This is a genomic window from Enterobacter sp. DC1, from assembly GCF_000568075.1.
Lineage (GTDB): Bacteria > Pseudomonadota > Gammaproteobacteria > Enterobacterales > Enterobacteriaceae > Enterobacter > Enterobacter asburiae.
Window position 1 is genome coordinate 98941 of sequence record NZ_AZUA01000006.1, and the last position, 14309, is coordinate 113249.

Genomic DNA, 14309 nt, shown 5'->3' on the forward strand with positions numbered 1-14309 from the left:
ACGACGCAAATGCCATTCTAAGACGCATGCTGCAATCAGCAGCGTGCCGCCCTACCTTAGTATAGCGGCACACTCGCGTCGCGGGCATCAATTACGATGGGTCAACACGGAGTCGACTAAGCCGTACTCAACTGCCTCTGGAGCAGAGAGGAAGCGATCGCGCTCGGTATCGCGCTCGATCTGCTCGAGTGGTTGACCCGTATGCTGCGCCATAAGTTCATTCATGCGCGCTTTTACTTTCAGAATTTCACGGGCGTGGATTTCGATATCCGTCGCCTGCCCCTGGTAACCGCCCAGCGGCTGGTGAATCATCACGCGGGAATTTGGCAAGCAGAAACGCTTACCTTTCGCCCCTGCTGTTAACAGGAATGCGCCCATCGATGCAGCCTGACCCATACAGATAGTGCTTACATCAGGCTTGATGAATTGCATGGTGTCATAAATGGACATACCTGCTGTAATCACGCCACCCGGGGAGTTAATGTACAGGTAAATGTCTTTTTCCGGGTTTTCCGCTTCCAGAAACAGCATCTGCGCCACGATCAGGTTAGCCATGTGGTCTTCCACCTGGCCGGTCAAAAAGATAACGCGTTCCTTGAGCAGACGGGAATAGATATCAAAAGAACGCTCACCACGTGAGGTCTGTTCAATAACCATTGGCACCAGAGCCATATGGGGTGCAAAGTTATCTCGTTCGCCACTGTATGACATTTCCGTCTCCTGGATCAAAATTGAAAACACCTGCTGTACTGATTGTAACCTTACGGACGGATTATCAGCCAGTCTCATTCATCATGATTACGTACTTATGGGGTTCACAGTGCCCTATTTCAAGCATAACAACCTTTTGTTGTTACGCTAACACCGAAAGGGCGTTTTAGCACTCTTCCTGGGCTATCGCTGCGATAAAAAAAACCCGCTGCCGCAAGGCAACGGGTTTTCTGTTCAAACTTTAAACCGTTGGGGCGAAATTACGCCTGCTGGTTCATCAGTTCGTTGAAAGAGGTCGCTTTTTCGGTCACTTTCGCTTTCGCCAGTACCGCTTCAACAGCCTGCTCTTCCAGGGCAACGTTGCGCATGTTGTCCATCAGCTCTTTGTTCTTACCGTAGAACTCGATCACTTCTGATGGATCTTCGTATGCAGAAGCCATCTCTTCGATCAGGCCTTTCACACGCTCTTCGTCAGCTTTCAGCTCGTGGGTACGAATCACTTCGCCCAGCAGCAGGCCAACAACAACGCGGCGTTTTGCTTGCTCTTCGAACAGCTCGCGTGGCAGTTCCATAGCTTGCTGCTGGTTGCCACCGAAACGCTGTGCAGCCTGACGGCGCAGAACGTCGATTTCGCTGTCGATCAGGGCAGCTGGAACGTCGATTTCGTTGGCTTTCACCAGACCTTCGATCGCCTGAGATTTAACACGGTTCCGCACCGCGCCGTTCAGTTCGCGTTCCATGTTCTTACGCACTTCGGTACGCAGACCCGCTACGGAACCATCTTCCACGCCGAAACGCTTGATGAATTCTTCAGTCAGTTCTGGTAGTTCGCGCTCTTCAACTTTCTTCAGGTTGATAGCGAACTTCGCTGCTTTCCCTTTCAGGTTTTCAGCGTGGTATTCTTCCGGGAAGGTCACGTCGATGGTGAACTCTTCGCCAGCCTTGTGGCCTTTGATACCGTCTTCGAAGCCTGGGATCATACGACCCTGGCCCATTGCCAGTACGAAGTCAGACGCTTTGCCGCCTTCGAACTCTTCGCCGTCTACAGAGCCGGTGAAGTCGATGGTGACACGGTCTTCAGCGTCAACAGCGCCTTCTTTCTCTTTCCAGTTCGCCTGCTGCTTGCGCAGGGTATCCAGCATGCCGTCAACGTCTTCGTCAGTCACGGAAACAACTGGTTTTTCAACTTCGATAGATTCCAGACCTTTCAGCTCAACTTCCGGGTACACTTCGAACTCTACGGAGTAGGTGAAGTCTTCGCCCAGTTTGTATTCGCCTGGAACGTAGTTCGGCGCACCGGCCGGATTGATTTTTTCTTTGATGATCGCATCAATAAAGTTACGGCTCATCAGTTCACCCAGCACATCCTGACGCACGGAAGCGCCATAACGCTGAGCAACAACATTCATTGGTACTTTGCCCTTGCGGAAGCCGTCAATACGTACTTTTTTTGCTACGTTGACCAGCTCGCTTTTCACAGCAGTTTCGATGCTGTCAGCAGCGATAGTAATCGTTACACGGCGGCCAAGGCCTTGAGTGGTTTCAACTGAAACTTGCATCTTGTTACCTCAAAAAAATCACAGTGCTCGGTCAACTCTGAATCTGTCTGTTATACCGGGATGCTCTCTTAGTGCAGATTCACATTCCCTGTCGCCAGAATCATCCCGAAGACATTCAATAAGACGCGGCATTATAGCGGCATCACTTAGGTGAGTCGAGAACGGTTGGGGCATGTTGCTGCGGCTTTTTTCACACTTTAAGGCTATTTTTAGTCTTAAAATCGCTCCATTCGCTCAAAACTCAGACAAAACAAAACGGCCCGGAGGCCGTTTTGAGGAAATCTGTAAGCAACATACTGGAAAAGCTCCAGCCGTTGCAAATCCGATTTATCAGGCGATAGTGCCTGCACCGCGACAGGGCGGCGATGCGAAAACCGTATCCTGCAAGCCTTCCCATTCCTTAATGGTGTAGGTATGCAGTGCCAGCGCATGCACGGTCGTGGAGAGCTCTTCCGTCAAGGTGCTGTAGATCAAGCGGTGTCGATTCAGGAAACGTTCTCCCGTGAAGCGATCGCTAACCAGAACCACTTTAAAGTGGCTTTCAGAACCTGCCGGCACGTTATGACGATAGCTTTCGTCGACGACTTCGAGGAACACAGGGTTGAACGCTGCCCTTAATTTATCTTCTATATGCTCACGTATCATCATGAAATTACTCCTCCGACAACGCCAGGATGTCACCCATCCCTTTAAATGTTAGCCGCTTTTACCGTTTCCATTACACCTTGACAACAAATATTTAGCTTTCGTCTGATTTTCTCATTCAAACGAATGAAGTTCACTGTGAGACTCATACGTTTTGTCATACACGGATTGGGAAAAACGGTGAACTGGTCAGTTTTCGGACAAGACGATGAATTTACATGCGTTGACCACTTCCCCTCGCCGTTGGCGATGTTATGATGGCGGCAATTTTTCTCTTTAAATGCTTACGATTCGTTGAGAACCCGAAAATGTTAAAAAAACTCTTCTTTCCGTTGGTAGCCCTTTTTATGCTGGCAGGCTGTGCTACCCCGCCTACCACCATTGATGTCTCACCAAAAATCACTCTGCCTCAGCAGGACCCAAGCCTGATGGGCGTCACCGTGAGCATTAACGGTGCCGATCAGCGTCAGGACCAGGCGCTGGCAAAAGTGACCCGCGACAACCAGCAGGTTACCCTCACCGCGTCCCGCGACCTGCGCTTCCTGCTCCAGGAAGTGCTGGAGAAACAGATGACAGCCCGCGGCTACATGATTGGCCCAAGCGGCGCGGTCGATCTGCAGATTATCGTGAACAACCTGTACGCTGACGTGTCTCAGGGCAACGTGCGCTACAACATCGCGACCAAAGCGGATATCGCCATCATTGCCACCGCGAAGAATGGCAACAAGATGACCAAAAACTACCGCGCCAGCTACTCCGTTGAAGGTGCCTTCCAGGCTTCTAACCAGAACATTGCTAACGCCGTGAACAGCGTGCTGACCGACACCATCGCCGATATGGCGCAGGACACCAGCATTCACGACTTCATCAAGCAGAACGCGCGTTAATCCCGCTCTCTGACCCGGTGTATCACCGGGTCAGTTTTATAAGAACATGTCCAGCCACTACTTACGCATTTTCCAGCAACCGAAATCAGCGATTCTGCTGATCCTCGGCTTCGCCTCGGGTTTACCCCTCGCACTCACTTCCGGCACGCTTCAGGCGTGGATGACGGTTGAGAACATCGATCTTAAAACGATTGGTTTCTTCTCGCTTGTGGGCCAGGCCTATGTCTTTAAGTTCCTGTGGTCTCCGATCATGGATCGCTATACGCCGCCTTTCCTCGGGCGTCGACGCGGCTGGCTAGTGATGACGCAGATCCTGCTGCTGCTGGCTATTGCGGCGATGGGATTTCTTGAACCCAGCACTCAGCTTCGCTGGATGGCGGCACTTGCGGTAGTGATTGCCTTCTGTTCCGCCTCTCAGGATATCGTGTTCGACGCCTGGAAGACGGACGTGTTACCTGCGGAAGAGCGCGGCGCCGGCGCGGCAATCAGCGTGCTGGGCTATCGCCTCGGGATGCTGGTCTCCGGCGGGCTGGCGCTGTGGCTCGCCGACCGTTACCTCGGCTGGCAGGGCATGTACTGGCTGATGGCCGCACTGCTCATCCCCTGCATTATCGTGACGCTGTTCGCGCCCGAACCGAGTGATGTCATCCCGGTTCCCCGCTCGCTGGAGCAGGCCGTCGCCGAACCGCTTCGTGACTTCTTTGGCCGCAACAACGCCTGGCTGATCCTATTGCTTATCGTCCTTTATAAGCTGGGCGATGCCTTTGCCATGAGCCTGACCACCACCTTCCTGATCCGGGGCGTCGGTTTTGACGCCGGTGAAGTCGGCGTGGTGAATAAAACGCTGGGGCTGTTTGCGACCATTGTCGGCGCGCTTTATGGCGGCGTACTGATGCAGCGCCTGACGCTGTTTCGCGCGCTGCTGATTTTCGGCATCCTTCAGGGCGCCTCTAACGCAGGCTACTGGCTGCTGTCGATTACCGACAAACATACGATCAGCATGGCCGCTGCGGTGTTCTTCGAAAACCTTTGCGGCGGTATGGGCACAGCGGCGTTTGTCGCACTGTTGATGACCCTGTGCAACAAGTCGTTTTCCGCTACACAGTTCGCGCTGCTCTCGGCGCTCTCCGCCGTTGGCCGGGTGTACGTTGGCCCGATTGCCGGCTGGTTCGTGGAAGCCCACGGCTGGCCAACATTTTATCTCTTCTCGGTTGTGGCTGCCGTGCCGGGAATTTTATTGCTGCTGGTCTGCCGTCAGACCCTGGAATATACCCAGCGGACAGAACACTTTATGCCGCGCACCGAATATCACCGCGCCTACCGTTTTGCGTTACGTCTGTTAATGGTGGGCTGCGCTGCTCTCGCACTCTGGCTGGTGGTGCTTATTATCAATGCCAGCACCTCTCTGGTACTCCCTTTCGAAGCCCTTCTGCTGGACGCAGGCGCCCTGCTGGCTATCGCCGGGATCCTGATCGGAGGTCTGCTTGATTTCATGGCGTTGCGTAAAACGCAGATGACCTGAAGAAAAATGCGAAAGGTTATTTCCCGTTGTAATCACTAACTGAAATTATAACGGTGAAATAGCCGCCAGGCGCAAAAAAAATATTTGTTGATTTGTGCGGGATAGGATTTGGAAATTATTGGCTCCCATTCCGAAACGCTATTTTTCATTAAACGATTCAGCATATGAGAGTTTGATTTTTCGTTTTTCAAATGTCTTTTTATTGATAATTAATTGTTAATTTTTTGTTTATTTTCAACAATGGTTATACCAATTGCCCCTTTTAAGGTATGCTTGGGGGTCCTTTCGTTATAAAGCCCACGCCATGCGGCTTCTGTCATAAAAACCGACATAATTTGCAACACTTGTGACATGTGCGGCAGAACCCAGTAACACCTTCCTGACACAGGCCTAATGATGTTTACAGTAATGTAACCTTCCCGTAAAATGCCCGCACACTTTAAACGCCACCAGACTCCGTGGAATTGAGGTCGTTAAATGAGACTCGGGAAATACAATAAAAGTTTGGGATGGTTGTCATTATTCGCGGGCACTGTATTACTCAGTGGCTGCGATTCTGCACTACTAGACCCCAAAGGACAGATTGGACTGGAACAACGTTCACTGATATTGACGGCTTTTGGCCTGATGTTGATTGTGGTTATTCCTGCCATTTTGATGGCTGTTGGTTTCGCCTGGAAGTATCGTGCGAGCAATAAAGATGCGAAGTATAGCCCTAACTGGTCACACTCCAATAAAGTGGAAGCTGTGGTCTGGACGGTTCCTATTCTGATCATCCTGTTCCTTGCCGTACTGACCTGGAAAACCACTCACGCACTTGAGCCAAGCAAACCGCTGGTTCACGATGAGAAACCTATTACCATTGAAGTGGTCTCCATGGACTGGAAATGGTTCTTCATCTATCCAGAGCAGGGTATTGCTACCGTGAATGAAATCGCCTTCCCGGCGAACACTCCGGTTCAGTTCAAAGTGACCTCCAACTCCGTAATGAACTCCTTCTTCATCCCACGTCTGGGTAGCCAGATTTACGCGATGGCCGGTATGCAGACCAACCTGCACCTGATCGCGAATGAAGCAGGCACCTATGATGGTATCTCCGCCAGCTATAGCGGCCCGGGCTTCTCAGGTATGAAGTTCAAAGCTATTGCGACGCCGGACCGTGCCGCTTTCGACCAGTGGGTTGAAAAAGCGAAGCAGTCTCCAAACACCATGTCTGACATGGCGGCGTTCGAAAAAGTGGCTGCACCTAGCGAATACAACAAGGTGGAGTACTTCTCTAATGTGAAACCCGATTTGTTCAAAGACGTTATTGGCAAATTTATGGATCACGGCAAGAGCATGGACATGACCCAGCCTGAAGGCGAGCACAGCGCGCACGAAGGTATGGAAGGCATGGACATGAGCCACGCGGAAACCGCTCACTAAGGGGCCGAGGAAGAAAATGTTCGGAAAATTGACACTGGATGCAGTGCCCTACCATGAACCGATTATCGTGGTTACGGTGGCTGCAATTATCATTGGTGGCGCGGCCTTACTGGCCCTGATCACTTACTTCGGTAAGTGGAGCTACCTGTGGAACGAGTGGCTGACTTCGGTTGACCACAAAAAACTCGGTATCATGTACTGCATCGTCGGTATCGTCATGTTAATTCGTGGCTTTGCGGATGCGATCATGATGCGTAGCCAGCAGGCACTCGCTTCTGCGGGTGAAGCCGGCTTCCTGCCACCGCACCACTACGATCAGATCTTTACCGCCCACGGCGTTATCATGATCTTCTTCGTGGCGATGCCGCTGGTTATCGGTCTGATGAACGTTGTCGTTCCGCTGCAAATCGGCGCGCGCGACGTGGCGTTCCCGTTCCTGAACAACCTGAGCTTCTGGTTCACGGTTGTCGGCGTTATTCTGGTTAACCTGTCACTGGGTGTGGGCGAATTCGCGCAGACCGGCTGGCTGGCTTACCCGCCGCTGTCAGGAATTGAGTACAGTCCGGGCGTTGGCGTCGACTACTGGATTTGGGCGCTTCAGCTCTCCGGTGTCGGTACTACCCTGACCGGTATCAACTTCTTCGTGACCATTATCAAGATGCGTGCCCCTGGCATGACCATGTTCAAGATGCCGGTATTTACCTGGGCATCTCTGTGCGCCAACATCCTGATTATTGCCTCCTTCCCAATTCTGACCGTCACCATCGCGCTGCTGACCTTGGACCGCTACCTGGGCACCCATTTCTTCACGAATGATATGGGTGGCAACATGATGATGTACATCAACCTGATTTGGGCCTGGGGTCACCCGGAAGTGTACATTCTGGTTCTGCCTGTGTTCGGTGTGTTCTCCGAAATCGCGGCAACCTTCTCGCGTAAACGTCTGTTTGGTTACACCTCTCTGGTGTGGGCAACCGTGTGTATTACCGTTCTGTCGTTCATCGTTTGGCTGCACCACTTCTTCACCATGGGTGCGGGCGCGAACGTAAACGCCTTCTTCGGTATTACCACCATGATTATCGCCATCCCTACCGGGGTGAAGATCTTCAACTGGCTGTTCACCATGTACCAGGGCCGTATCGTGTTCCACTCAGCGATGCTGTGGACCATCGGCTTCATCGTTACCTTCTCCGTAGGTGGGATGACCGGCGTACTGCTGGCGGTACCAGGTGCTGACTTCGTTCTGCACAACAGTCTGTTCCTGATTGCGCACTTCCATAACGTTATCATCGGTGGCGTGGTCTTCGGCTGCTTCGCTGGCGTAACCTACTGGTGGCCAAAAGCGTTCGGCTTCACGCTGAACGAAAAATGGGGTAAACGCGCGTTCTGGTTCTGGATCATCGGCTTCTTCGTGGCATTTATGCCGCTGTACGTGCTGGGCTTCATGGGTATGACCCGTCGTCTGAGCCAGCAGATCGATCCGCAGTTCCACCCAATGCTGATGGTTGCAGCGGGCGGTGCGGTGCTGATTGCCTGCGGTATTGCGTCTCAGCTGATTCAGTTCTACGTGTCTATTCGCGACCGCGACCAGAACCGTGACCTGACCGGTGACCCATGGGGTGGCCGTACGCTGGAGTGGGCGACCTCTTCTCCACCTCCTTTCTATAACTTTGCCATCGTGCCGCAGGTTCATGAACGCGACGCATTCTGGGAAATGAAAGAAAAAGGTGAAGCGTACAAGCAACCTGCTCATTACGAAGAAATCCACATGCCGAAAAACAGCGGTGCGGGCATCGTCATTGCCGCCTTCGCAACGGTATTTGGTTTCGCAATGATCTGGCACATCTGGTGGATGGCGATTGTTGGCTTCGCCGGCATCGTAATCAGCTGGATTGTGAAGAGCTTTGACGAGGACGTGGACTACTACGTACCAGTCCGTGAAGTTGAGAAGCTGGAAAACCAGCATTTCGACGAGATTTCTAAAGCGGGGCTGAAAAATGGCAACTGATACTCTGGCGCACTCAACTGCCCACGCGCATGAGCATGCGCACCACGATACAGGACCGACCAAAGTCTTCGGTTTCTGGATCTACCTGATGAGCGACTGCATTCTGTTCTGCTGTCTGTTCGCGACCTATGCCGTTCTGGTGAACGGCACGGCGGGCGGCCCGGCTGGCAAGGACATCTTTGAACTGCCGTTCGTTCTGGTTGAAACCGCACTGCTGTTATTCAGCTCCATCACCTACGGCATGGCGGCTATCGCCATGTACAAAAACAACAAGAGCCAGGTTGTGTCCTGGCTGGCGTTGACCTGGCTGTTTGGTGCTGGATTTATCGGGATGGAAATCTATGAATTCCATCACCTGATTCTGGAAGGTTTCGGTCCGGATCGCAGTGGCTTCCTGTCAGCGTTCTTCGCGCTGGTCGGTACCCACGGTCTGCACGTCACCTCTGGTCTGATCTGGATGGCGGTACTGATGTTCCAGGTATCCCGTCGCGGCCTGACCAGCACTAACCGTACCCGTATCATGTGCCTGAGCCTGTTCTGGCACTTCCTGGACGTGGTGTGGATCTGTGTGTTCTCTGTTGTATATCTGATGGGGGCGATGTAATGAGTCATTCAAACGATCATGGCGCTTCCCACGGTAGCGTAAAAACCTACATGACAGGTTTCATCCTGTCGATCATCCTGACGGTGATCCCGTTCTGGATGGTGATGAGCGGTTCTGCGTCTAAACCGGTTATTCTGGGTGCAATCCTGGTGACCGCGGTGATTCAGATTCTGGTGCATCTGGTTTGCTTCCTGCACATGAACACCAAGTCCGATGAAGGCTGGAATATGACCGCCTTTATCTTTACCGTGATTATCATCGCTATCCTGGTAGTCGGTTCCATCTGGATTATGTGGAACCTCAACTACAACATGATGGTTCACTAAGAGCGGCGAGTATGTTTAAGCAATACCTGCAAGTAACGAAACCAGGCATCATCTTTGGCAACCTGATCTCCGTGATCGGAGGGTTCCTGCTGGCCTCTAAGGGCAGCATTGATTACACCCTCTTTATCTACACGCTGGTCGGTGTGTCACTGGTTGTTGCGTCCGGTTGTGTATTTAACAACTACATCGACATGGATATCGACAAGAAGATGGAAAGGACCAAAAATCGGGTGCTGGTGAAAGGCCTGATCGCCCCTTCCGTCTCGCTGGTGTACGCCACCTTGCTGGGTATTGCTGGCTTTATGCTGCTGTGGTTTGGTGCTAACCCGCTGGCCTGCTGGCTGGGGGTGATGGGGTTCGTGGTGTATGTGGGCGTCTACAGCCTGTATATGAAACGCCACTCCGTCTACGGCACGCTGATTGGTTCTCTCTCCGGCGCTGCGCCGCCGGTGATTGGCTACTGCGCGGTCACGAACGAGTTCGACAGCGGTGCGCTGATCCTGCTGGCTATCTTTAGCCTGTGGCAGATGCCGCACTCCTATGCCATCGCGATTTTCCGCTTTAAGGATTATCAGGCGGCGAACATCCCGGTTCTGCCGGTCGTGAAGGGCATTTCAGTTGCCAAGAACCATATCACGCTGTACATCATCGCCTTTGCTGTAGCAACGCTGATGCTCTCTCTGGGCGGTTACGCCGGATACAAATATCTGGCGGTAGCGGCCGCGGTGAGCGTCTGGTGGCTCGGTATGGCGCTGCGCGGTTACAAAGTGGAAGATGACAAGGTCTGGGCGCGCAAGCTGTTTGTGTTCTCGATTGTAGCCATCACCTCGCTGTCCGTGATGATGTCCGTGGACTTCATGGTGCCAGATTCACACAACCTGCTGACTTACGTCTGGTAAGCGTGCTGAATTAAAAAAGCCAGGTTAATCACCTGGCTTTTTTTTTGCCCGGCGGCGCTACGCTTGCACGGGCCTACGGGATCGGCAGGTCGGGCAAGGCATCGCCTACGATGGTAATATCTCTTAAACAAACACCTATTTACCGCAATTAACACCCCGCCTAAACTAGTGCCTGCTTTTGAACTGAGGTGGTAATGAACGATTATAAAATGACGCCAGGCGAGCTACGCGCGACCTGGGGCTTAGGGACTGTCTTCTCGCTACGGATGCTTGGCATGTTTATGGTCCTGCCTGTTCTGACCACGTACGGTATGGCGCTGCAGGGGGCCAGCGAGGCGCTGATTGGGCTCGCGATCGGCATCTACGGCCTGGCGCAGGCGGTCTTCCAGATCCCCTTTGGCCTGCTCTCTGACCGGGTGGGTCGAAAGCCGCTGATCGTCGGCGGGCTGCTGGTCTTTGTGCTCGGAAGCGTGATTGCCGCCCTCTCCCACTCCATCTGGGGGATTATTCTCGGCCGCGCCCTGCAGGGCTCCGGCGCGATTGCCGCCGCGGTGATGGCGCTGCTGTCAGACTTAACCCGCGAGCAGAACCGCACCAAAGCGATGGCGTTCATCGGCGTGAGCTTTGGCGTGACGTTTGCAATTGCCATGGTGCTGGGCCCCATTATTACGCACACGCTGGGTCTGCACGCCCTGTTCTGGATGATTGCCGTGCTGGCAACCATCGGCATTGCCTTAACCCTATGGGTCGTGCCGGACAGCAAAAACCACGTTCTGAACCGCGAATCAGGGATGGTAAAAGGCTGCTTTAGCAAAGTGATTGTCGAGCCACGTCTGCTGAAGCTGAACTTTGGCATTATGTGTCTGCACATCCTGCTGATGTCGACCTTTGTCGCCCTGCCCGGCCAGCTTGCCGCAGCGGGTTTCCCGGCGGCTGAGCACTGGAAAATCTATCTGGTCACGATGCTTATTTCGTTTGTCTCCGTCGTACCGTTCATCATCTACGCTGAAGTGAAGCGCAAAATGAAGCGCGTCTTCGTGGGCTGCGTGGCGGTACTGCTGATTGCCGAAATTGTGCTCTGGGGTGCAGGGCCGCACTTCTGGGAACTGATTGCCGGCGTACAGCTGTTCTTCCTGGCCTTTAACCTGATGGAAGCGCTGCTGCCGTCGCTGATCAGCAAAGAGTCCCCCGCCGGATATAAAGGTACGGCGATGGGCATCTACTCCACCAGTCAGTTTCTCGGCGTGGCGATCGGCGGCTCGCTCGGCGGCTGGGTGGACGGCCTGTTTGATTCACAAACCGTGTTCCTCGCCGGTGCGCTCCTGGCGACAGTCTGGCTGCTGGTCGCCAGCACCATGAAAGAGCCGCGCTACGTGAGCAGCCTGCGCGTAGAAATTCCGGATGATGTGGAGATTAGCGATGCGCTGAAACAGCGTCTGGAAGCCAAAGAGGGCGTGACGGACGTGCTCATCGTCCCGGAAGAGCGCAGCGCTTACGTCAAAATAGACAGTAAAATGACCAACCGTTTTGAAGTCGAGCAGGTGCTCAAAGCGTGAAAAAAAGCCCGGTTTAACCGGGCTTTTTTATATTAATCGCGGAAGTTTTTGAACTGGAACGGTTGCCCCAGATCGCCGCCGCGCACCAGCGCCATTACGGACTGGAGATCGTCGCGGGACTTACCGGTCACACGAATTTCTTCGCCCTGGATCTGCGCCTGCACCTTCAGCTTGCTGTCTTTGATGAGCTTAACGATCTTCTTCTGCACCGCGCTCTCGATGCCCTGCTTCAGCTTGGCTTCTACAAACCAGTTTTTACCGCTGTGCACAAACTCTTCCGGCACGTCCAAAGACGTCCCTTCGATGCCGCGCTTTAACAGCTTGGCGCGCAGAATGTCGAGCAGCTGATTCACCTGGAAATCAGACTCGCTCAGCACCTTAATGGTCTTATTTGCGTCGTTCAGCTCAAACGAGGCCTCAACGCCGCGAAAATCGAAACGTGACTCAACTTCGCGGGTTGCGTTCTCAACGCCGTTGCGAACTTCCTGGATATCAACTTCGGAAACAATATCGAAAGATGGCATCTTTTCTTCTCCCTTCACTTTTGTTGCGTTGCATAATACCCGCTACGAGGCATAACTCAACAGAAGCTTAGCTGTATAATTAAGCTGTAACACCTGGCGCAGTTGCAGGTGAGGAGGAACAATGAAAATTACGGTGCTCGGATGCGGAGCGCTTGGCCAGCTGTGGCTGACCGCGCTGTGCAAGCACGGACATGAGGTTCAGGGCTGGCTGCGCGTGCCCCAGCCCTATTGCAGTGTAAACCTGATTGGTGAAGACGGAAGCATCTTTAACGAATCCCTCACCGCGAACGATCCTGATTTCCTGGCGCAAAGCGACCTTTTACTGGTAACGCTTAAAGCGTGGCAGGTCTCAGACGCGGTAAAAACGCTGGCCGCGCAGCTCCCCCCCACTTCGCCCATACTGCTGCTGCATAACGGCATGGGGACCCTTGATGAGCTGAAAAACGTCCCGCAGCCCCTGCTGATGGCGACAACCACGCACGCAGCACGTCGCGACGGCAACATTATCGTGCATGTCGCCAGCGGCGTGACGCATATCGGCCCGGCCAGAGCACAGGATGGCGACTACAGCTATCTTGCCGATGTACTGCAGAAGGTGCTGCCGGACGTGGCCTGGCACAACAACATCCGCCCTCAGCTGTGGCGCAAGCTGGCGGTAAACTGCGTGATCAACCCGCTGACGGCGCTGTGGAACTGCCCGAACGGGGAGCTGAGAAATCATCCGCAGGACGTTGCGATTTTGTGTGCGGAAGTCGCGGCGGTCGTTGAGCGGGAAGGCCTGCATACCTCGGCAGACGATTTGCGCTGCTACGTCGAGCAGGTCATTGAGAGCACGGCAGAAAATATCTCCTCGATGTTGCAGGACGTTCGGGCATTACGCCACACGGAGATCGACTACATCACCGGCTATCTGCTAAAACGCGCCCGCGCGCACGGCATCGCCGTGCCGGAAAACGCCCGTCTGTATGACATGGTTAAACGTAAGGAGAGTGAATATGAGCGCGTCAGCCCTGATCTGCCTCGCCCCTGGTAGCGAAGAGATGGAAGCGGTCACCACCATTGATTTGATGGTGCGCGGCGGCATTAAGGTTACCACCGCCAGCGTCGCCAGCGACGGCAATCTTGAAATCACCTGCTCGCGCGGGGTGAAAATCCTCGCAGATGCCCCCCTTGTGCAGGTGGCTGACGGCGATTACGACATCATCGTCCTGCCCGGCGGCCTGAAAGGCGCGGAATGTTTTCGCGACAGCCCGCTGCTGGTTGAAACCGTGCGCCAGTTTCATTTATCCGGCCGCATCGTCGCGGCTATCTGTGCAGCCGCCGGAACGGTTCTGATTCCGCACGATATCTTCCCCATCGGCAACATGACCGGCTTCCCGGGGCTTAAGGATACGATCCCGGAAGAGCACTGGGTGGATAAACGCGTCGTCTGGGATCCGCGCGTCAACCTGCTGACCAGCCAGGGGCCAGGCACCGCGATTGATTTTGGCTTAAAGATTATTGACCTGCTGGTCGGGCGCGAGAAAGCGTACGAAGTGGCGTCGTCGCTGGTGATGCCAGCGGGGATTTATAATTACTATGAAGAGTAGCGCATAAAAAAGCCGGGTGGCGCGAGGTAAAAGCAAAACGGCAACCAAAGGTTG

Annotated in this window: 14 protein-coding genes; 10 read left to right on the forward strand and 4 right to left on the reverse strand. The window is 53.7% G+C overall.

The features are described from left to right. Positions 1-87: 87 nt before the first annotated feature. The 3 genes from clpP to bolA all read right to left on the reverse strand — a co-directional run bounded on the left by clpP (position 88) and on the right by bolA (position 2918). Positions 88-711: an ATP-dependent Clp endopeptidase proteolytic subunit ClpP gene (clpP, locus tag P346_RS05510; RefSeq protein WP_010428105.1), complete on the reverse strand. Its 624-nt coding sequence runs from the start codon at positions 709-711 to the stop codon at positions 88-90. 260 nt (positions 712-971) lie between these two features. After that, positions 972-2270 carry a trigger factor gene (tig, locus tag P346_RS05505; RefSeq protein WP_023310569.1) on the reverse strand — a complete coding sequence of 433 codons (1299 nt, stop codon included), beginning with the start codon at positions 2268-2270 and terminating at the stop codon, positions 972-974. 330 nt (positions 2271-2600) lie between these two features. Beyond that, positions 2601-2918 carry a transcriptional regulator BolA gene (bolA, locus tag P346_RS05500; protein ID WP_021241655.1) on the reverse strand — a complete coding sequence of 106 codons (318 nt, stop codon included), beginning with the start codon at positions 2916-2918 and terminating at the stop codon, positions 2601-2603. A gap of 305 nt (positions 2919-3223) precedes the next feature. Between bolA and P346_RS05495 the strand changes: the two genes are divergently transcribed. The 8 genes from P346_RS05495 to P346_RS05460 all read left to right on the forward strand — a co-directional run bounded on the left by P346_RS05495 (position 3224) and on the right by P346_RS05460 (position 12142). Beyond that, complete coding sequence (locus tag P346_RS05495; RefSeq protein ID WP_023310568.1) at positions 3224-3802, forward strand: lipoprotein; 579 nt, start codon at positions 3224-3226, stop codon at positions 3800-3802. Between the two features lie 46 nt (positions 3803-3848). Next, entirely contained in the window at positions 3849-5324 is a 1476-nt protein-coding gene (ampG, locus tag P346_RS05490) for a muropeptide MFS transporter AmpG (protein WP_032661526.1), read from the forward strand. Positions 5325-5801: 477 nt separating this feature from the next. Next, the gene (gene cyoA, locus P346_RS05485; RefSeq protein WP_014882770.1) at positions 5802-6749 is read left to right on the forward strand and encodes a cytochrome o ubiquinol oxidase subunit II; all 948 of its coding nucleotides are present in this window, start codon (positions 5802-5804) and stop codon (positions 6747-6749) included. A gap of 16 nt (positions 6750-6765) precedes the next feature. Continuing rightward, a complete protein-coding gene (gene cyoB, locus P346_RS05480; RefSeq protein WP_014168864.1) occupies positions 6766-8757 on the forward strand; it encodes a cytochrome o ubiquinol oxidase subunit I in 1992 nt (663 codons plus the stop codon). Next, positions 8747-9361 (forward strand): cytochrome o ubiquinol oxidase subunit III, encoded by a 615-nt coding sequence (locus tag P346_RS05475; protein ID WP_023334703.1) that lies wholly within the window; start codon positions 8747-8749, stop codon positions 9359-9361. Before cyoB ends, P346_RS05475 begins: the two co-directional genes overlap by 11 nt. Further along, positions 9361-9687 (forward strand): cytochrome o ubiquinol oxidase subunit IV, encoded by a 327-nt coding sequence (locus tag P346_RS05470; RefSeq protein WP_006176899.1) that lies wholly within the window; start codon positions 9361-9363, stop codon positions 9685-9687. Before P346_RS05475 ends, P346_RS05470 begins: the two co-directional genes overlap by 1 nt. 11 nt (positions 9688-9698) lie before the next feature. Continuing rightward, positions 9699-10586: a heme o synthase gene (gene cyoE, locus P346_RS05465; RefSeq protein WP_013095848.1), complete on the forward strand. Its 888-nt coding sequence runs from the start codon at positions 9699-9701 to the stop codon at positions 10584-10586. Positions 10587-10780: 194 nt separating this feature from the next. After that, entirely contained in the window at positions 10781-12142 is a 1362-nt protein-coding gene (locus P346_RS05460) for an MFS transporter (RefSeq protein ID WP_032661529.1), read from the forward strand. Between the two features lie 32 nt (positions 12143-12174). On the opposite strand, the gene P346_RS05455 is transcribed toward P346_RS05460, so the two are convergent. Further along, on the reverse strand, positions 12175-12666 hold the full coding sequence (locus P346_RS05455) for a YajQ family cyclic di-GMP-binding protein (protein WP_023334701.1): 492 nt from the start codon (positions 12664-12666) through the stop codon (positions 12175-12177). A 121-nt stretch (positions 12667-12787) separates the two neighbouring features. On the opposite strand from P346_RS05455, the gene panE reads away from it, so the two are divergent. Beyond that, entirely contained in the window at positions 12788-13699 is a 912-nt protein-coding gene (gene panE, locus P346_RS05450) for a 2-dehydropantoate 2-reductase (protein WP_032661531.1), read from the forward strand. Then, complete coding sequence (gene yajL / locus P346_RS05445) at positions 13662-14255, forward strand: protein deglycase YajL (protein ID WP_032661534.1); 594 nt, start codon at positions 13662-13664, stop codon at positions 14253-14255. The genes panE and yajL overlap by 38 nt, the downstream gene beginning before the upstream one ends. Positions 14256-14309: the final 54 nt, after the last annotated feature.

Coding starts and splice junctions, on each gene's coding strand:
- clpP (WP_010428105.1), bottom strand. CDS start 711: ATGTCATACAGTGGCGAACGAGATAACTTTGCACCCCATATGGCTCTG.
- tig (WP_023310569.1), bottom strand. CDS start 2,270: ATGCAAGTTTCAGTTGAAACCACTCAAGGCCTTGGCCGCCGTGTAACG.
- bolA (WP_021241655.1), bottom strand. CDS start 2,918: ATGATGATACGTGAGCATATAGAAGATAAATTAAGGGCAGCGTTCAAC.
- P346_RS05495 (WP_023310568.1), top strand. CDS start 3,224: ATGTTAAAAAAACTCTTCTTTCCGTTGGTAGCCCTTTTTATGCTGGCA.
- ampG (WP_032661526.1), top strand. CDS start 3,849: ATGTCCAGCCACTACTTACGCATTTTCCAGCAACCGAAATCAGCGATT.
- cyoA (WP_014882770.1), top strand. CDS start 5,802: ATGAGACTCGGGAAATACAATAAAAGTTTGGGATGGTTGTCATTATTC.
- cyoB (WP_014168864.1), top strand. CDS start 6,766: ATGTTCGGAAAATTGACACTGGATGCAGTGCCCTACCATGAACCGATT.
- P346_RS05475 (WP_023334703.1), top strand. CDS start 8,747: ATGGCAACTGATACTCTGGCGCACTCAACTGCCCACGCGCATGAGCAT.
- P346_RS05470 (WP_006176899.1), top strand. CDS start 9,361: ATGAGTCATTCAAACGATCATGGCGCTTCCCACGGTAGCGTAAAAACC.
- cyoE (WP_013095848.1), top strand. CDS start 9,699: ATGTTTAAGCAATACCTGCAAGTAACGAAACCAGGCATCATCTTTGGC.
- P346_RS05460 (WP_032661529.1), top strand. CDS start 10,781: ATGAACGATTATAAAATGACGCCAGGCGAGCTACGCGCGACCTGGGGC.
- P346_RS05455 (WP_023334701.1), bottom strand. CDS start 12,666: ATGCCATCTTTCGATATTGTTTCCGAAGTTGATATCCAGGAAGTTCGC.
- panE (WP_032661531.1), top strand. CDS start 12,788: ATGAAAATTACGGTGCTCGGATGCGGAGCGCTTGGCCAGCTGTGGCTG.
- yajL (WP_032661534.1), top strand. CDS start 13,662: ATGAGCGCGTCAGCCCTGATCTGCCTCGCCCCTGGTAGCGAAGAGATG.